General features: G+C 62.2%; 16 protein-coding genes. 9 read left to right on the top strand and 7 right to left on the bottom strand.

Annotated elements, in window-relative coordinates; all coding sequences use genetic code 11:
- Nucleotide 1: 1 nt before the first annotated feature.
- Both uraD and EAO39_RS05305 read right to left on the bottom strand, forming a co-directional pair.
- Nucleotides 2–553, bottom strand: coding sequence for a 2-oxo-4-hydroxy-4-carboxy-5-ureidoimidazoline decarboxylase (gene uraD, locus EAO39_RS05310; RefSeq protein ID WP_120966491.1), 552 nt, complete (start codon nucleotides 551–553; stop codon nucleotides 2–4).
- Between the two features lie 68 nt (nucleotides 554–621).
- Nucleotides 622–1,554 (bottom strand): LysR family transcriptional regulator, encoded by a 933-nt coding sequence (locus tag EAO39_RS05305; protein ID WP_120966490.1) that lies wholly within the window; start codon nucleotides 1,552–1,554, stop codon nucleotides 622–624.
- 131 nt (nucleotides 1,555–1,685) lie between these two features.
- Between EAO39_RS05305 and EAO39_RS05300 the strand changes: the two genes are divergently transcribed.
- From EAO39_RS05300 to EAO39_RS05285, 4 genes are read left to right on the top strand one after another with little or no spacing between them, the layout of a single operon-like run.
- Nucleotides 1,686–3,023: an MFS transporter gene (locus EAO39_RS05300; RefSeq protein ID WP_120966489.1), complete on the top strand. Its 1,338-nt coding sequence runs from the start codon at nucleotides 1,686–1,688 to the stop codon at nucleotides 3,021–3,023.
- Nucleotides 3,024–3,053: 30 nt separating this feature from the next.
- Nucleotides 3,054–3,584 carry a hydroxyisourate hydrolase gene (locus EAO39_RS05295; RefSeq protein ID WP_120966488.1) on the top strand — a complete coding sequence of 177 codons (531 nt, stop codon included), beginning with the start codon at nucleotides 3,054–3,056 and terminating at the stop codon, nucleotides 3,582–3,584.
- Between the two features lie 52 nt (nucleotides 3,585–3,636).
- A complete protein-coding gene (gene uraH, locus EAO39_RS05290) occupies nucleotides 3,637–3,972 on the top strand; it encodes a hydroxyisourate hydrolase (protein ID WP_120966487.1) in 336 nt (111 codons plus the stop codon).
- 26 nt (nucleotides 3,973–3,998) lie between these two features.
- On the top strand, nucleotides 3,999–4,493 hold the full coding sequence (locus tag EAO39_RS05285) for a nucleoside deaminase (RefSeq protein WP_120966486.1): 495 nt from the start codon (nucleotides 3,999–4,001) through the stop codon (nucleotides 4,491–4,493).
- A gap of 85 nt (nucleotides 4,494–4,578) precedes the next feature.
- Here EAO39_RS05285 and EAO39_RS05280 read toward each other — a convergent pair whose 3' ends face one another.
- On the bottom strand, nucleotides 4,579–5,526 hold the full coding sequence (locus EAO39_RS05280; protein ID WP_120966485.1) for a bestrophin family protein: 948 nt from the start codon (nucleotides 5,524–5,526) through the stop codon (nucleotides 4,579–4,581).
- 93 nt (nucleotides 5,527–5,619) lie between these two features.
- Nucleotides 5,620–6,177 carry an HNH endonuclease gene (locus tag EAO39_RS05275; RefSeq protein ID WP_120966484.1) on the bottom strand — a complete coding sequence of 186 codons (558 nt, stop codon included), beginning with the start codon at nucleotides 6,175–6,177 and terminating at the stop codon, nucleotides 5,620–5,622.
- A 172-nt stretch (nucleotides 6,178–6,349) separates the two neighbouring features.
- On the opposite strand from EAO39_RS05275, the gene EAO39_RS05270 reads away from it, so the two are divergent.
- The 4 genes from EAO39_RS05270 to EAO39_RS05255 all read left to right on the top strand — a co-directional run bounded on the left by EAO39_RS05270 (nucleotide 6,350) and on the right by EAO39_RS05255 (nucleotide 13,097).
- Entirely contained in the window at nucleotides 6,350–7,411 is a 1,062-nt protein-coding gene (locus tag EAO39_RS05270) for a bifunctional riboflavin kinase/FAD synthetase (protein ID WP_120966483.1), read from the top strand.
- A gap of 129 nt (nucleotides 7,412–7,540) precedes the next feature.
- On the top strand, nucleotides 7,541–10,396 hold the full coding sequence (ileS, locus tag EAO39_RS05265) for an isoleucine--tRNA ligase (RefSeq protein WP_120966482.1): 2,856 nt from the start codon (nucleotides 7,541–7,543) through the stop codon (nucleotides 10,394–10,396).
- A 116-nt stretch (nucleotides 10,397–10,512) separates the two neighbouring features.
- Nucleotides 10,513–11,040, top strand: coding sequence for a signal peptidase II (lspA, locus tag EAO39_RS05260; RefSeq protein ID WP_120966481.1), 528 nt, complete (start codon nucleotides 10,513–10,515; stop codon nucleotides 11,038–11,040).
- Between the two features lie 392 nt (nucleotides 11,041–11,432).
- Nucleotides 11,433–13,097 (top strand): Na/Pi cotransporter family protein, encoded by a 1,665-nt coding sequence (locus tag EAO39_RS05255; protein ID WP_120966480.1) that lies wholly within the window; start codon nucleotides 11,433–11,435, stop codon nucleotides 13,095–13,097.
- 65 nt (nucleotides 13,098–13,162) lie between these two features.
- Here EAO39_RS05255 and EAO39_RS05250 read toward each other — a convergent pair whose 3' ends face one another.
- A complete protein-coding gene (locus tag EAO39_RS05250; protein WP_120966479.1) occupies nucleotides 13,163–13,969 on the bottom strand; it encodes an NUDIX domain-containing protein in 807 nt (268 codons plus the stop codon).
- A gap of 149 nt (nucleotides 13,970–14,118) precedes the next feature.
- Between EAO39_RS05250 and EAO39_RS05245 the strand changes: the two genes are divergently transcribed.
- On the top strand, nucleotides 14,119–15,021 hold the full coding sequence (locus tag EAO39_RS05245; RefSeq protein WP_120966478.1) for a DMT family transporter: 903 nt from the start codon (nucleotides 14,119–14,121) through the stop codon (nucleotides 15,019–15,021).
- On the opposite strand, the gene EAO39_RS05240 is transcribed toward EAO39_RS05245, so the two are convergent.
- Both EAO39_RS05240 and EAO39_RS05235 read right to left on the bottom strand, forming a co-directional pair.
- Entirely contained in the window at nucleotides 15,018–17,009 is a 1,992-nt protein-coding gene (locus EAO39_RS05240) for an EAL domain-containing protein (protein WP_120966477.1), read from the bottom strand. The genes EAO39_RS05245 and EAO39_RS05240 overlap by 4 nt on opposite strands.
- Nucleotides 17,010–17,134: 125 nt before the next feature.
- Entirely contained in the window at nucleotides 17,135–17,932 is a 798-nt protein-coding gene (locus EAO39_RS05235; protein ID WP_120966476.1) for an SDR family oxidoreductase, read from the bottom strand.
- Nucleotides 17,933–18,170 lie beyond the last annotated feature (238 nt).

Genomic DNA, 18,170 nt, shown 5'->3' with positions numbered 1-18,170 from the left:
CTCAAGCGGCTTGCAAGCTGGCTTCACTCACGCGCTGCGCCAGACGCAGGCGGCTGATAAAGCCGATCTGGCGCAGCGCTTCGGCAAACTCTGCCTCGGTAGCGCGATCGGTACGCGAAGCCAGCTCGGCAAACAGGCCGGCGCGCGTGTAGTGACGCACGCAGGCGATGAAGGGGAAGCCATGGCGTGTGCGATAGCTCTGGTTCAGCGCCACCAGGCGCTCGCCTTGGGACTGCGCCAGCTCGCCCAGACCGGCGCTTTGCTGCTCCTGCTGCGAATCGCTGGTCAGCGTGCCCGAGCGCACGGCGCTGGCCGACAGCTCGGGGTGACCGCAAAGAAAGCGTACGGTCTGCTCGCGGGGGCTGGCATGCACGGCGGCCAGCATGGCGGCGTGCAGCGCATCGATGCTGTGGAACGGGCGCTGTAGCGCGGCGGCTTGGGCGACCCAGGGAGCATATTCGAAGACCTCGCCTAGCGCAGCCACAAAAGCGTCCGGCGTCATGGCGTTGAGCTCGTCTAGCGAGGGGATGGAGGATTGGGTGTCGGTAGTCATGAAGCCAGTGTAGAAAGCCGGTTTGCCGTCTCACAGTCCTGGCTTGTTATAGCCCGTATAGCAGTCGGCTACACCAGCTGCGTCAGCACCTGCGCAGCCTGATTCAGCAGCCCCCGCAACCAGATATGCGAGGCGTCCCGGTGACGGGACGAATGCCATAGCTGATAAAAGCGCATGCTACGGCTGCCCATGGGCAAAGGCACCATGGCCAGCGGCAGGCGCCTGGAGTGATAGAGCGCGAAATGGCGGCTGGTGGTCAGCAGCAGATCGGTGCCCACCAGCAGATCGGGGGCCAGCGAGAAATGCGAGCACTGCACACGGCCGTCACGGCTGACCCGCATCGTGCCCAGACTGGTCTCCACCACACCGCGCTGGTCCGGCGAGTACGGCGTGAACACCACATGGGCGGACTGCAGATATTGCTCGGAGGTGAGCTGGCCCGGCGCGGCCAGCGGGTGCTTTTCGTCCAGCAGACAGACCACCTCGTCCTCGATCAGCGTGGACATATGCAGATGCTCGGGCGGGCTGGGCCAGTTGCCTATGACGATGTCCACATCGCCGTTCTGCAAGGCCTGCTCGTAGTCGAAACTCTGGCTCAGCGGCAGTATCACCAGCCGGGCTCCCGGCGCCTGCGCCCGCATGAGCTGCACCACGCGCGTCATGAAGGGCGGGGCCAGATAGTCGGGCGTGGCAATGGTGAAGCGCTGCTGCGTCGTCTCGGCGGCAAATTCCTTGCCCGTGGTCAGCAGGCCTTCTATCAGCCCCAGTGCCGCACGCGCCTGCTCCACCGCCTGCAGCGCGCGCGCCGTGGGCACCATGCGGTTCTTGTCCCGCACCAGCAGCGGGTCGTTGAAGATGGCCCGCAATCGCCTCAGCGCTGCGCTGATGGCCGGTTGTGACTGATTGAGGCGTATTGCCGCGCGCGACACGCTTTTTTCGCTGATCAAGGTGCACAGCACGCGCAGCAAGTAGGTGTCGAACGGATCTTCGCTGCGAGACACGTGTTTTCCCTAGGAATATGCATTTTGCTATGCGGCTCATAGCAGCAGCCTAGTTTCGCATATCGCGGCAACCCGCGACCATGCAAGCGTCCACATACCCAAATAACAGACTTATGAGACAAGGACTTGCCATGAGTGCTCAACATATGCCGATCAGCGGCACAGCCCCGTCGGTCGACCAGGTCGATGCCACCTATTCCAAGATTTCCTGGCGGCTGCTGCCCTTTCTGGGCGTGCTGTGGGTACTGGCCTGGCTGGACCGCGTCAACATCGGTTTTGCCAAGCTGCAGATGCTCGACGATCTGAAATTCAGCGAGGCGGTCTACGGCCTGGGCGCGGGCATCTTCTTCATCGGCTACTTTCTGTTCGAAGTGCCGTCCAACATGCTGCTGCAAAAGATTGGCGCCAAGAAGACGGTGATGCGCATCACCATCGGCTGGGGTCTCATTTGCATCCTGCAGGCCTGGGTGACGACGCCGACCCAGTTCTACCTCTTGCGCTTTCTGATGGGCGTGTTCGAAGCCGGCTTCTACCCCGGCATCATCCTGTACCTGACCTACTGGTACCCATCCAAGCGTCGCGCCAAGGCCTTCGGCACCTTTATGTCGGCCTCTGCCATCGCCGGCGTGATCGGTGGTCCCCTGGCCGGCGGCATCATGACCTGGGCTGCAGGTGCACACGGCATGCACGGCTGGCAATGGCTGTTCATCATCGAAGGCATTCCCTCGGTGCTGGCCGGCATCTTCGCCTATTTCTACATGACGGACCGTCCCGAGCAGGCAAAGTGGCTCACCGACGCGGACCGCGCCGTCGTGCGCCAGCAGCTGGAACTGGACCAGAAGGCCCAGGGCGAACGCCACAGCGACTGGCGCACCCTGTTCAGCAACCCCATGGTGTGGCTGCTGATTGCCGTGTTCTTCTGCCTGCTGTGCGCCAACTCCACGCTGACTTTCTGGATCCCCACCGTGATCCGTGAAGCAGGCTTCACCTCGCCCATGCAAGTGGGCTGGATTGCCGGCGGTGCCTATCTGCTGGGTGCCGCAGGCATGGTGATCAACGGCCGCCATTCCGACCATCGCGGTGAAGTGCGCTGGCACTTTGCAGGCTCGGTCCTGCTGGGCGCCGCAGGCATGCTGGCCCTGGCCATCACCATGGGCATGAACAGCATTCCCGTGATCGTGGCCTTGTCGGCCATGGTCCTGGCCCTGGTAGGCACCATGAGCGCCATCCCGGTGTTCTGGCAGATGCCCAATATGCTGCTCAGCGGCGGTGCTGCCGCCGTGGGCGTGGCACTGATCAACTCGGTCGCCAATCTGGCCGGCTTCGGTGCCCCCTATCTGATGGGCTTGATCAAGGCCTCCAGCGGCAAGGTTGCTCCCGGCCTGTACCTGGTCGCCATTGTGGAGGCGCTGTCCGCCATCCTGGCCATTGCCTTCATCACCCGCCTCCAACGCCGCAAAAGCAACTGAAGCTGCATCTGATCTGAAGGAAACAGGTATATGTCCAAGACTTCTTTTTCCAGCGCACAAGCTCTGCTCCCGACGCGCCGTCAGTTCGCCCTCTCCGGCCTGGCACTCGGTACCTCGGCCCTGGTCGCGGCACGCGGCGCACTGGCTGCCGAAACGCCCCAGCCGACACCGGCCCAGTCCTCCGGACCCATCGTGCTGCACGGCGTCAGCCCGCGCCTGACCATGCATGCCGTGGACACGTTCCACGGCTCGGCAGCCACGGGCCTGCGCATCGACTTCTCGCGCTGGGACGGCCAGAACTATGTGCTGGTGCGCAGCTTCATCGTGAACGCCAACGGCCGAGCGGACGAGCCTCTGCTGATCGACGACAGCTACCGCGCCGGCCGCTACGAGATGCTGCTGCATGTGGACGATTACTTTGCCGCCAAGGGCTCCAGGCTGCCCCGACCCGCCTTTCTGTCCAAGGTGCCGGTGCGCTTTCAGATCGCGAACACGGCCGAGCGCATCCACCTGCCTATGCAGTTCGGCCCCTGGAACTACACCTACTCGCGCGGCAGCTGAGCCTCGGCTCTTTCCCCCAGCTCGGATATTCCAATCTCGTGAAAGGCAAATCATGGCAGGCATCAGCACCCACGCACTCAATGTCACCACCGGCCGCCCCATCGCGGGCCTGCGGGTGGAGCTTTACGACGTCGCGCAATCCCCGCCTCAGCGTCTGAACAGCACCCGCACCAATGCCGACGGCCGCACCGACAGCCCCATGCTGGCGGCCCAGTCGGCGCGCACCGGGGACTTCGAACTGCGTTTTTACGTAGGCGAGCATTTCAAGGAACCCACGGCACTGTCGGAAGAAGTGCTGGTGCGTTTTTCCATCTTCGACGCAGCCCAGCACTATCACGTGCCCATGCTGTGCTCGCCCTGGTTTTTCACCACCTACCGTGGCAGCTGATTTTTTCAACAAGGAGAACGATTTCCATGCATAACGAAGACAAGTACCTGCTCGATTCCATTCGCCTGGCCATGGGCAATGTCAAGGACAGACCCCAGCCCACCTGGCCTTTCGGCGCCGTGCTGGTCAGAGACGGCCAGGTCCTGGCCCGCGCCGTGAACCAGGTGGACGAGCTCTGCGACCCCTCGGCCCATGCCGAGATGCAGGCCTTGCGCATAGGCGCCAAGGCCCAGGGCAGCACGGATCTGAGCGGCGCTGTCATGTATGCCAGCGGCTATCCCTGCAGCATGTGCTACACGGCCATGCTGCTGGCCGGTGTCAAGAAGGTCTACTTTGCCTATTCCAACGAAGACGGCGAGCCCTACGACCTGTCTGCAGCGCGCGGCTATGTGGAACTGGCCAAGCCCGAGGAACAACGCGAGCTGACCCTGATCAGCCACCGCGTGCGCGATGAGGGCCAGGATCTGTACGAGGCCTGGCAGCAGGCCGTGGATAAAACCCAGGCAGAAACAAGCCTCTAAGCCATATAAAAAAAGCGCTAGCCGCTATCAAAAACAAAGCCCCAACAGCAAGACTGTATGGGGCTTTGTTTTTGGAAGGCAGGCTTCAGGTCAGCTGGTAGTCCACCGGTTGTAGCGGCGCCGGCACCTGGGGATCGCCCAGAGACTGGCACATGGCAATCTCGATGCCCCGGCAAATGCTGTCCAGCGCCAGATCATTGCTTTCCATGCCGAATGGCTCTTCCAGCTCGTCGCCCAGCGCATCCAGCCCGTAGAACGTGTAAGCCACGATGGCCACCACAAACGGCGTCATGAAACCCGTGACATCCACCAGCCCGAAAGGCAACAGAAAGCAATACATATGCGCCGTGCGGTGCAGCAGCAGCGAATAGGAAAACGGGATGGGCGTGTTGCGTATGCGCTCGCAAGAGGCTGCGGCAGTCGTCAGGCCGGTAAAAGTCTTGTCCACCGCCACGGCCAGACAGGGATCAATCCGCTGCTGCTGCACGCACCGGCTCAAATCGTGGCCCATGGCCAGCATCAGCGCATCCGTGCGCTGGGGCAGCGGCAGCTGCTGCAGGCGCTGCCATTCTTCATCGGTCAGCCAATGCTGCGCCGCCACATCGTCGCCCAGGCCGCGCAGCTGCGCCCGCAGCACATGGGCAAAGGCCACGACGCGGTGCACCATGCGCACCCGCGCATCACTGGCGCGCTGGCGCGGGTCTGGCGGGTGATCGAAGCAAATCAGGGTCTGGCACTGGCGCGTCAGCGTGCGCGCATGGATCAGGATTTCGCCCCAGAGCTTGCGCCCCTCCGAATACCGGGCATAGGCCGTGTTGTTGCGAAAGCCCAGAAAAATGGCCAGCGGCAGGCCAATCAGGGTGAAGGGGATGGTGGTGACGGGAATCTTGACGTCAAACAACATGCCGTGCGCCACCGTAATCAGCATGGCAAACACGATGTTGACAGCCAGCACGGCCATGATGCGTTGCAGCACCGAGCCCCGCACAATCCAGAAAAGCTTGAAGCCAGAGGGCCGATCGCGAACGATCATGATGGATGATCCAAGGGTAAACCCGATATTCGAACACAAACCGGCGCGCCTGTCAGGCAAGACGCAAGCACAAACCGCCCGGAGCGTAAAAAATCAGCTGCGCCAGCGCGAATAACGCGGCACATGGGCCACGAGAAACTCCATCTGATCGGCCAGAATGCGGCGGTTTCGCAAAATGAAGTCTTCCCACAGCGTGGGCGTGTACGGGGTGTAGAGCAAGGGCATATGCGCCTGCTCGGGCGTGCGCGGGCCTTTGCGGTGATTGCATGCACGGCAGGCCGTGACCAGATTCATCCAGGTGTGCTGGCCGCCCACGCAGACGGGCACGATGTGCTCGCGCGTCAGATCGCCTTCATGGAATTGGCGGCCGCAATAGGCGCACAGGCAGCGGTCGCGGGCAAACAGCTTGCCATTGGTCAGCCCAGGCAGCAGCTCGTGCGGATTGATGGCCGACACACCCTTGGTGCCGATGATGGAGTTGATGTGAATGACTGACTGCCGACCCGTTACCGCGTTATGGCCACCGCGAAAGCAGGCAATCTCGGCGCCGGCTTCCCAGCGCACCTCATCCGCCGCATAGTGCAGCGCCGCTTGCTCCAGCGTCACCCAGGACTGCGGCAGCCCCTGGGCTGTCAGCTTCAAGACTTTCACAACACGCCTCCTGTCAGTCAGATCTGGACCACGAGAACGAGAGAGCGTCTTGGCGCTCTTTTGGCAGCCGGTTTGGCTGCGGGGATGGAAGCAATATACTCTGAAACTATGTCAAATTGACGGCTTGTGCCGCTCGCATCGGCGCCAGCTGCTACCAAAAACAAAGCAGCCCATGAAGATTTTCCGTGGATTCAAGCACCCCGGCCTGGCCCCAGCCTGCGCTGTGACCATTGGCAATTTCGATGGGGTGCACCGAGGCCACCAGGCCATGCTGGGACTATTGCGCGCCGAAGCGGCACAGCGCGGCATACCGACCTGCGCCATGACCTTCGAGCCCCACCCGCGCGACTATTTCGCGCAAAAGCTGGGCAAGCCCGATCTGGCACCGGCCCGGGTGGGCACGCTGCGCGACAAGCTCAGCCAGCTGGAAATCTGCGGCGTGGATCAGGTCGTCATCCTGCCGTTCAATGAATCCCTGGCCAGCCAGCGCCCCGAAGACTTCATCCAGGACGTGCTGATCTCCGGCCTGGGCGCCAAATACGTGCTCGTGGGCGATGATTTCCGCTTTGGCAACAAACGCGCCGGCGACTACGCCATGCTCGACTCCTCCGGCCAGGCGCTGGGCTTTGACGTGGCCCGTATGAACAGCTACGAGGTCCATGGACTGCGCGTCTCCAGCACCGCCGTGCGCGAAGCCCTGGCCGCAGGCGATATGCAGCAGGCGGCCAAGCTGCTGGGCCACCCCTACCGCATCTCCGGCCATGTGGTCCACGGCCGCAAGCTGGGCCGCAAACTGGCCGAGAGCCGCGCCGGCGCAGACGACGGCTTTCGCACCCTGAACCTGCGTTTTGACCACTGGAAACCCGCTGCCAGCGGCATTTTCGCCGTGCTGGTACATGGCCTGACGGATACACCGCTGCATGGCGTGGCCAACCTGGGCGTGCGCCCCTCGCTGGACCCCAACGACATCAACGGCGGCCGCGTGCTGCTGGAGACCCACTGCTTTGATTGGCCCGTAGACCTGGGTGGGGAAGGGGCCTACGGTAAAATCATCCGCGTGGAACTTCTGCACAAACTGCACGACGAGCTGAAGTACGACAGTCTCGATGCCCTGACGGCAGGCATCGCCAAGGACTGCGATGACGCACGTGCGTTCTTCGCTGGCAACCACGCGCCGTCCCATACGTCCAGCCATACCGAGACCCGTCGCCAAACCACGCGCGACCGAATTTGACGCTCTCGCTGTCCGCCTGCCCGATCCGCCGTATCTGCCAGAGCCCTGGCAGCGGCGCACCGGGCGCCAAACTCCCCATTCATGCCCTGGCACAGCTGCCCGGGCCTTGTATTGCTCTCAAGGTTTTCCATGTCTGAATCGAAGTCCAACAAGCCCGAAGCGTCCGTTTACCGTGCGACGCTGAACATGCCCGACACCCCCTTCCCCATGCGCGGCGATCTGCCCAAGCGCGAGCCGGGCTGGGCCAAGGAATGGGAAGAGCAAGGCATTTACAAGAAGCTGCGTGACGCCCGTGCCGGCGCGCCCATGTTCATCCTGCACGACGGCCCGCCCTACGCCAACGGCAAGATCCACATCGGCCACGCCGTCAACAAGATCTTGAAGGACATGATCGTCAAGAGCCGCCAATTGGAAGGCTTTGACGCGCGCTATGTGCCGGGCTGGGACTGCCACGGTCTGCCCATCGAAAACGCCATCGAAAAGCTGCACGGCCGCAATCTGCCCCGTGACGAGATGCAGGCCAAGAGCCGTGCCTTTGCCACCGAGCAAATCACCCAGCAGATGGTAGACTTCAAGCGCCTGGGCGTGCTGGCCGACTGGGACCACCCCTACAAGACCATGAACTACGCCAACGAGGCGCTGGAGCTGCGTGCCTTGAAGCAGGTGATGGAGCGTGGCTTTGTCTACCGCGGCCTGAAGCCCGTGTACTGGTGTTTTGACTGCGCCTCCTCGCTGGCCGAATTCGAGATCGAGTACCAGGACAAGCAGAGCCAGACCCTGGACGTGATGTTCCCCGCCGCCGAACCCGCCAAGCTGGCTGCAGCCTTTGGCCTGGAAAAGCTGGACAAAGAGGCCTTCATCGTCATCTGGACCACCACGGCCTGGACCATCCCCGCCAACCAGGCGCTCAACGTCAACCCCGATCTGGAATACAGCCTGGTCGATACCGAGCGCGGCCTGCTGATCGTGGCCTCGGCCCTGGTCGAAAAATGCCTGGCCCGCTGGAAGCTGGAAGGCAATGTACTTGCCACGGCTCAGGGCAAGGCGCTGGACCACATGCCCTTCAAGCACCCGCTGGCCCATGTGGACAAGGGCTTTGACCGCATCTCCCCCGTGTACCTGGCCGAATACGCCACGGCCGACGACGGCACGGGTATCGTGCACTCGGCTCCGGCCTATGGTCTGGACGACTTCAACTCCTGCGTCTCCAACGGCATGGAGTACAAGGACATCCTCAACCCCGTGCAGGGCAACGGCGTGTACGCGCCCGAAATGCCGCTGTTCGGCGGCCAGCACATCTGGAAGGCCGTGCCCGTCATCCTGGACGCACTCAAGGTCGCCAACCGTCTGATGGACACCACCACCATCAGCCACAGCTACCCGCACTGCTGGCGCCACAAGACGCCGGTGATCTACCGCGCTGCGGCCCAGTGGTTCATCCGCATGGACGAGGGCGAAGGCGTGTTCACCGACCCGGCCCAGAAGCCCGAGAAGACCCTGCGCCAGATCGCTCTGGACGCCATCGAGCAGACCAACTTCTACCCCGAAAACGGGCAGGAACGCCTGCGCGCCATGATCGCCGGCCGTCCGGACTGGTGCATCTCGCGTCAGCGCTCCTGGGGCGTGCCCATTCCCTTCTTCCTGCATGTGGACACGGGCGCGCTGCACCCGCGCACCATGGAGATCATCGACCAAGCGGCCGACATGATCGAACAAGGTGGCATCGAGGCCTGGAGCCGCGTGAGCACCGAAGAAATCCTGGGCGCCGAAGAAGCTTCGCTCTACACCAAGAGCACCGACATTCTGGAAGTCTGGTTCGACTCGGGTTCCACCTTCTGGCACGTGATGCGCGGCACCCATGCCGATATGCACCACGACCAGGGCCCCGAAGCCGACCTGTACCTGGAAGGCCATGACCAGCACCGCGGCTGGTTCCACTCTTCGCTGCTGCTGGCCTCGGCCATCTTCGGCCGCGCGCCTTACAAGGGCCTGCTGACCCACGGCTTCACCGTGGACGGCCAGGGCAAGAAGATGTCCAAGTCCGTGGGCAACACCGTGGCGCCGCAGGACGTGAGCGGCAAGATGGGTGCCGAAATCATCCGCCTGTGGGTGGCATCTACCGATTACTCGGGCGATCTGGGTATCGACGACAAGATCCTGGCCCGCGTGGTGGACGCCTATCGCCGCATCCGCAACACGCTGCGCTTTTTGCTGGCGAACACCAGCGACTTTGACGCTGCCACCGACAGCGTGGCCTACAAGGACCTGCTGGAAATCGACCAGTACGCCCTGGCGCGTGCGGCCCAGCTGCAAAAGGAAATCATCGGCCACTACCAGGTCTATGAATTCCACCCCGTGGTGGCCAAGCTGCAGCTGTTCTGCTCGGAAGATCTGGGCGGCTTCTACCTGGACGTCTTGAAGGATCGCCTCTACACCACGGCACCCAAGAGCCTGGCCCGCCGCTCGGCCCAGACCGCGCTGCACCAGATCACCCAGGCCCTGCTGCGCTGGATGGCACCCTTCCTGTCCTTCACGGCCGAAGAAGCCTGGAAGATCGTGGGCGACAGCGAAACCATTTACCTGGAACAGTTCACCGATCTGCCCGAAGGCAGCGAAGCCCTGCTGGCCAAGTGGAGCCGCCTGCGCGAGATCCGCGACGTGGTCAACAAGGACATCGAAGCCGTGCGCGTGACCGGCCTGGTCGGCGCATCGCTGCAGGCCGAAGTGACCATCTCCGCCCAGCACGAAGACCTGGCCCTGCTGCAATCGCTGGCCGATGATCTCAAGTTCGTCTTCATCACCTCCGCAGCCCAGGCTGTGGCGGGCGAGGCCCTGGCCGTAGCGGTCAAGCCCTCGGAAGCGGCCAAGTGCGAGCGCTGCTGGCACTACCGCGACGACGTGGGCGTGAACCCCGAGCACCCCAGCCTGTGCGGCCGTTGCGACAGCAATCTGCACGGCACGGGCGAGGTACGCAAAGCTGCGTAAAAAGTGAGCTGCATGCGCTGATCAAAAGCCACTTTCAGATGAAATTCATACTGAAAGTGGCTGAGATCCAGCGCTGACAGCTATCGATTGAAGACTCCTGTTTACTAAGAGCCGTCATGAGCAACACCTCGACATCCTCCGCAGGCTTTGGCCGCATCTGGCCCTGGCTGCTGTGGGCGCTGGTCATCATCGGCGTGGACCAGATCACCAAGCAGTGGATTCTGGCCCATTACCAGTACGGCGACTGGACGCCGCTGACCAGCTTCTTCAACATCGTGCGGGCGCACAACACCGGTGCAGCCTTCTCCTTTCTGGCCGATGGCGGCGGCTGGCAGCGCTGGTTGTTTGTGCTGATCGGTGCAGTAGCCACCGTGCTCATCGTCTGGCAGCTGAAAAAGCATCCGGAGCAGAAACTGTTTTGCCTGTCCCTGTCCAGCATTCTGGGCGGCGCCATCGGCAATGTGGTCGACCGTCTGCAACACGGCTATGTGGTGGATTTTCTGGATTTTTACTGGGGTCGCAGCCACTTTCCGGCCTTTAACGTGGCCGATATGGCGATCACACTGGGCGCCGTGCTGCTGATTCTCGATGAGATCCTGAGAGCCCGACGCGCCAAACAAGAAGGCACTAAAGCCCAGGGCTGACAAGCACCACGCGCTACGTATTCGATAGAACCCGCTGCTCGCAAGACAGCGGGTTTTGTTTTTCAGCACGCGGCTCAACGACCTGTTCCACCTCTGCCCCATGCAAGCGTTGTCTAGGTCAGGCGGGGCCGAAGCGTCGCAAACGCGCCCGCTGCACTCCTCTGACGCGGCGGCAAGCATGCGGCCCGCTTTTTTCACAGCCCCATGCATGAAGCGCAAACAGCTCATGCAAAATGAGCAAGTGCGGTTCTTGGTAGAAACGATGTTTGAAAATTTTCGTTTTCGTTCTATTGTGTTCTTTATTTCGCACCTATTTGTGCGTCATGGAAGTGCTCCCACAGCGGACACCCCTGAGTCGGGGGTATATTAGTTCGCTTCTTCGCTCGCAGCACATGAAGCATTTACTGAATCTTTTAGCAGCCATTGCCCTCCTCGTCTGGGGCTCTCACATGGTTCGTACCGGCGTTTTGCGCGTCTTCGGTGCCAACTTGCGCAACATCCTCGCCCGCAGCATGAGCAACCGCTTTTCTGCGGCGCTTTCCGGCCTGGGCGTGACGGCGCTGGTGCAGTCGAGTACGGCCACCTCGCTGATGACTTCGTCCTTTGTGGGCCAGGGCCTGATCACCCTGCCCTCGGCCCTGGCCGTCATGCGCGGCGCCGATGTGGGCACGGCGCTGATGGCCGTGCTGTTTTCCACGGATCTTTCCTGGCTCTCGCCGCTGTTCATTTTTGTGGGTGTGGTGCTGTTCATCACCCGGCAGGACTCCACTCCCGGACGCATAGGCCGCGTGCTGATCGGTCTGGGCGTGATGCTGCTGGCCCTGCGCCTGGTGGTGGAAGCCACCGAGCCGCTGCTGCAAGCGCCTGCCGTGCGTACCCTGCTGACCTCGGTCAGCAGCGATATGTTCATGGAGTTGCTGCTGGGTGCCGTGTTGGCCGTGGTGGCCTACTCCAGCCTGGCCGTGGTGCTGCTGATTGCAGCCATGGCCAGCTCCGGCGCCATTCCGATTGAAGTCGCCCTGGGACTGGCTCTGGGTGCCAACCTGGGCAGCGGCCTGGTTGCGGCGTTGACCACGGCCAAAGCTGCGGTCGAAGAACGCCAGGTCACCATCGGCAATCTGCTGTTCAAGATCATGGGCGTGGCCATTGTGGCGCCCTTCCTGGGGCTGTGGGTGGAGTACGTGCAGCCCTATATCCCCAACGCGGGCCAGAACGTGGTGCTGTTCCACCTGGCCTTCAACATCTTCAACAGCGTGTGCTTCATCGGCCTGACCCAGACCGTGGCGCGCTGGGTCTCCGCCCTGCTGCCCAAGCCCGAGGACAACAGCACAGGCCAGCTGCTGCGCCCCCGCCACCTCGATCCCTCGGCCCTGTCCACCCCCTCGCTGGCCATCTCCTGCGCGGCGCGCGAAGCCCTGCATCAGGCCGATGTGGTCGAGTCCATGATGATCGGCCTGCAGAAAGTGGTGGAATCCGACGATGTCAAGCTGTCCGAGGAAGTGCGGCATCTGGAAGCTACGGTGGACGATTTGTACTCGGCCATCAAGTACTACATGACCAAGATTTCGCGCGCCGAACTGGACGAGCGCGAAGGTCAGCGCTGGACGGAAATCATCAGCTTCACCATCAATATGGAGCAGATCGGCGACATCATCGAGCGCGTGCTGCTGGATCTGGAAGACAAGAAGATCAAGAAGGGCCGTCACTTCTCGGACGCCGGCATGCAGGAGATTCACGAGCTGAGCCAGCACCTGCTGGACAATCTGCGCCTGGCCATGAGCGTGTTCCTCAACGGCAATGTGCGCGAGGCCCAGAAGCTGCTGGAAGAAAAAGCCCGTTTTCGCGATCTGGAACTGGCTTATTCCGCCACCCACCTGGCCCGCCTGTCGCACAACACGGTTTCCAGCATCGAGACCAGCTCGCTGCACATCGATCTGATCAGCGATCTGAAGCGCATCAACTCCCTGCTGTGCTCGGTGGCCTATCCGATTCTGGAGCAGGCCGGTGCACTGGCCCCCAATCGTTTGAGATCATCCGCGCTGGAAGGCAAACGCTAGTCGCTGAAGCCGCCTCAAAAGCAAGCCCCGCCAGCAGCGGGGCTTTTTCATGCCTCCCTCGCGGCTCAGCGCCAACCGAAATACGCGGCCAGAATCAGGGATGCCTCTGGCGTGAACCGATCTTGCACCAGCCAGTCCTCGACGCTCTCCCGCTCCAGCAGTTCAAAGCGCTGCACCTCGCCATCCTGGTTGTCGGGGCTGAGCGATTCGGGCACGGTGGCCTCAAACCAGTCAATGCGTTCGCTCACATAGCCATGACCCTCGGCCTCATCGCTGGGCCGGCAAAAACTGACAAAGCCGCCATGGCGCAGATCCGTCAGGTCGACCACCCTGAGGCCAGCCTCCTCCCAGGTTTCGCGCTCCAGCGCCTGCGGCAAGCTGTCTGCGGCGGACACCATGCCGCCCATCAAGGTGTCCCACATGCCGGGGTTGGTAGCCTTGTTATCCGCCCTCTGCTGCACCCAGATGCGGCCGTCGGGCGCGGCCCCCACCAGGTGCACGGCCTGCGTGGCAATCCCCAGCGGGCGTACTGCTCCACGCTCCACCGTACCCACCTGCAGGCCTTGGGCGTTATGCACCGCCAGCTGCTCGTTGCGCCATGCGCCGCACAGACCGGCCTCCCGCAAGGCCTGTGCCATGCGGTTGAGCAAGGCCGTGACATCGCCCTCGCCCAGCAGCGTCCACAGGCTTTTGCTCCACACCAGCTCCAGCCCATGTTGTTGCAGCTGCTCAGAACTGAGCCTGCGTACCAGATCGCCATCCACCGTACCCACCACCTGGCCGGCCACGGCCAGACTTTGACGAGCTTGCAGCGGCGGCTGCTGCGCGGCTTGGCGGGTCTGCTCCAGCCACTGTTTGCTTGCTTGTTTCATTGCTTCACTATCGGTTGTGCTGCTGCCATTGTGGCGGCGCGGCCAAACACCTGGGGCTCCAGGCATTCGCGTATGGCGAAGGCCTGGCTGCACAGATAGGTAGCGGCATCTGCTCAAAGCCGGATGGGGCGCAGTAAAGTGTCGGCCCTATGACCACCTCTTTAAAGCCCTCTACCGTCGCCATGCTCACGCTGGCTCCGCTGCTGTGGGCTGGCAATGCCATCGTGGGCCGGCTGGCCCACGATCTGATTTCTCCGTTTGCCCTCAATTTTCTGCGCTGGTGCATTGCCTTTGTCCTGCTGCTGCCGCTGGCCTGGCGGGTGCTGCGCAAAAACAGCCCCATCTGGCCGCTGTGGCGCCAGTATCTGCTGCTGGGCCTGCTGGGCATTGGCTGCTACAACGCGCTGCTGTATCTGGCGCTCAAAACCTCTACGCCGCTGAATGTCACCCTGGTGAGCTCCAGCATGCCGGTATGGATGCTGGTCATAGGCCGCATCTGCTGGGGCACGCCGGTCAGCGGCCGCCAGTTCGCAGGCGCGCTGCTGTCCGTGCTGGGGGTGGCCGTGGTGCTCTCGCGCGGCGATCTGCCAACGCTGATGCAGCTGCATTTCGTGGCCGGAGATCTGTTCATGGTGCTGGCCACCATTGCCTGGGCCTTCTACACCTGGTTGATTGCCAAGACGCCCGGCCCGGCCGAAGTGAAAGCGCACTGGGCCAGCTTTCTGGTGGCGCAGCTGGCCTTTGGCCTGTTGTGGTCGGGCCTGTTTACCGGCGGCGAAGCCCTATGGGGCGATTTTCGTCTGGTACCAGGCTGGCCTCTGCTGGCCGCCCTGCTCTTCATCGCCATAGGGCCGGCCATTTTGGCCTATCGCTTCTGGGGCATGGGCGTGCAGCGTTCCACCCCGGCCATTGCCGGCTTTTTTGGCAATCTGATTCCGCTGTTCACCGCCCTGCTTTCCATTCCCGTGCTGGGAGAGACGCCGCGCGCCTACCATGCACTGGCGTTTGCGCTCATCGTGGCAGGCATTGTGGTGTCTTCGCGCAAAGCCTAGGCGCGCATGCCGGTGCGATCGCAGACCGGCGTGCAGCTGATCAACTGTTCGAACTTCTGCACCGGCACCGGCGGGCTGAAGAAATAGCCCTGGAACAGCTCGCAGCCGTAGCGGGCCAGCATGGTGCGTTGCTCCAGCGTCTCAACGCCTTCGGCAATCACTTCCAGATTCAGGTTGCGGGCCATGCCGATGATGGTCTGCACGATCACATCGTCGCTGTGCCGCTGGCCCATATGGCGCACAAAGGACTGGTCGATTTTGAGCTGATGCAGCGGCAGCTGGGTCAGATAGGTCAGCGAGGACTGGCCGGTGCCGAAGTCATCCATGGAAAAACACAGGCCGTGATTGCGCAGCTGTTTCATGGTTGCAATGGTTTGCTGCACGTTCTCTATCACCAGAGATTCCGTCAACTCCAGCTTTAGCAGCTGCGGCGCAATGCCGGCACGCTCCACGACTTCAATCACGCGGTCCGCAAAATCTGCATGGCGAAACTGCTTGGCGCTCACGTTCACCGCCACCTGCAAATGGCTCAAGCGCGAATCTCTTTTCCAGATCGCCAGTTGCTCGCAAGCCTGCTCTATCACCCACATGCCCAAGGGAATGATGATCTCGCTTTCCTCGGCCACCGCAATGAACATGCCGGGCGGCACCAGACCGCGCTCGGGGTGACGCCAGCGCAGCAAGGCTTCTGCGCCGATCACCTGGCCCGACAGCGTGAACTGCGGCTGGTAGTGCAGTTCGAACTGCGACTTCTCCAGCGCCAGGCGCAAATCCCCTTCCATGCGCGCGCGCTGGTGGATTTCGACCTGCATCTGCGGGTCGAAAAAACACAGGCCGCTGCCGCTTCTGACCTTGATCTGGTGCATGGCAATATCGGCCTGCTTGATCAGCTCGCCCGCCGATGAAAGCTGAAGCTGACCAAACAACGTCACCCCCATGCTGCAGGCGCTGCGATGCTCATGCTCACCCAAAGTGAAGCTCTGATTCAGGCGCTCCAAAATCTTCTCGCCCACGCGCTGAGCCAAGGTGGCAGCCTCGGCCTCGGTGCGAGCCAGCTCGCACAGCATGATCACAAACTCGTCACCGCCCAAGCGCGCCACCGTATCGGAAGCGCGCACCGCAGAGCGCAGGCGCTTGGCCACCTGCTGCAGCAACTGGTCTCCCGTCGCATGGCCCAGGGTGTCGTTGAGCAACTTGAAGTGGTCCAAATCCAGAAACAGCAAGGCGCCATACCAGCCATCACGCTGGGCCTGCACCGTGGCCTGCGTCAGCCTGTCTAGCAGCAAGCGGCGATTGGGCAAATGGGTCAGCGAGTCATAGAAAGCCAGGCTTTCAATCTCAGCGGCCGCCATGCGGATATCGCTCACGTCCTGGTAAGTGATGGCCAGGCCGCCCTCGGCAACCACACGGGCCGTCAGCTGCACAAAATGGCCGGCAGGCAATTGCTGCTCCAACGGCTTGCCAGGTTGCGCCAGCAACTGTTCATGCAGAGCTTTGAGCTTGCCCAGCTGTAGCGGGCTCAGGCCCTGGTCTGCCACATCAAACAGCTGCAACAAAGGCCTGCCTGACACGAGCTGCGCTTTTTGCCAGGGAAAAAGTGCTTCGTAACAGGAGTTCCAAACCTGAATTCGCCACTGCGCATCCAGCAGCAAAAAGCCGCTGTGCATGCTGCGCAGCGCCTGCTCCAGCCGCTGCTCGGACTGCGCAGCCGTTTGCTGCATGGAGTGCAGCTTGAGTCGATAAGCACGCAAACTCATCCATGCAACGAGCAATAGCGCGGTAAACGCCAGCAGCGCCAGACCCAGCCCCCAGGCTGCCAGGCGCCAGTCGGCAGGGACCAGTTCCTCGGCAGAACGGGTCTGCAGGTTCCAGCCGACGACAGCCATACCCGCGACCCATGCCAGCAAAAGCAGAATCAGCAGCCCCCACACCCTGCGGCTCAGGCCAGGAGGATGGATGGCAGATTGCGCAAGCTTGGTCAGTGGCATGGCTCAGATTTCAGGTAACAGATTCCACATCTGGACCCGCGCAGATTGCGCAACAAGGGCTGGCACCGCTTTCGCGGCACCACCGAATCCGAGCGGTGTGGAGGTCATCACCGGCTGGCCGTTGATCAATAGGTTCCAGGGTACAGACCGCCGTCGGGCAAGATGTTCTGCCCTGTCAGATAGCCTGCATGACGGCTGCACAGAAACGCGCAGATGGCGCCAAATTCTTCTGGCGTGCCAAAGCGCTTGGCTGGCACCTGGGCCTGCTGCAAGGCCCGCACTTCATCGGAACTCTTGCCACTTTTGCCCGCCGCAGCGGCGAAGGTGGCGCCCAGACGGTCGGTATCGAACTTGCCGGGCAGTAAATTGTTGATGGTCACGCCCTTGGCGGCCAATGGGCTGCGTGCCAAACCCGCGACAAAGCCGGTCAGGCCGCTGCGAGCACCGTTGGACAGGCCCAGAATATCGATAGGCGCTTTGACGGCGCTGGAGGTGATGTTGATGATGCGGCCAAAACCGCGCGCGGCCATGCCATCCACCGTGGCCTTGATCAGATCGATGGGAGTCAGCATATTGCCGTCCACCGCCTTCAGCCAGGCCTGACGATCCCAGTCGCGGAAGTCGCCTGGAGGCGGACCGCCGGCATTGGTCACCACGATGTCGAAGTCCACTCCCGGGCCTTGGGGCACGGAGAAAACCGCGGCGCGGCCTTGCTCGGTGGTGATGTCTGCAGCAACACCGAGCACGGTGACGCTGGGAGCCAGCGTCTGGAGTTCGGCGACGGCGCCCTGCAAGGCTTCGGCATTGCGCGCATTGATGACGACGTTCACGCCCTCCTGCACCAGCGCCTTGGCACAACCAAAGCCCAGACCTTTGCTGGCGCCACAAACCAGGGCCCACTTGCCCGCAATACCCAAATCCATTGTTACTCCTTTGACAAAAGCAGCCAGCCCAAGCGAGCCTGCATGACTTTTGCATCTTGTCTATCTTGTTGCCGCCCGCCGCGATGACCTTCGGGGCGCGCTCATGCTGGCCTCAGTATGAAGCCTGCTATCGAAACTATTATTTCAATAGCAGAATGCGCTTACCACAGCTTGGTTACCACGCTATTCAAGTGCTGGTTTTAACATAGGAAACCTGCCTGATGAAAGCAGCGGCGGT

Origin of the sequence: Comamonas sp. lk (assembly GCF_900564145.1) — a bacterium.
Classification (GTDB): Bacteria; Pseudomonadota; Gammaproteobacteria; order Burkholderiales; family Burkholderiaceae_C; genus Comamonas.
The sequence above is the reverse complement of the archived record's forward strand: the minus strand, read 5'-3'. Positions and strand labels throughout refer to the sequence as shown.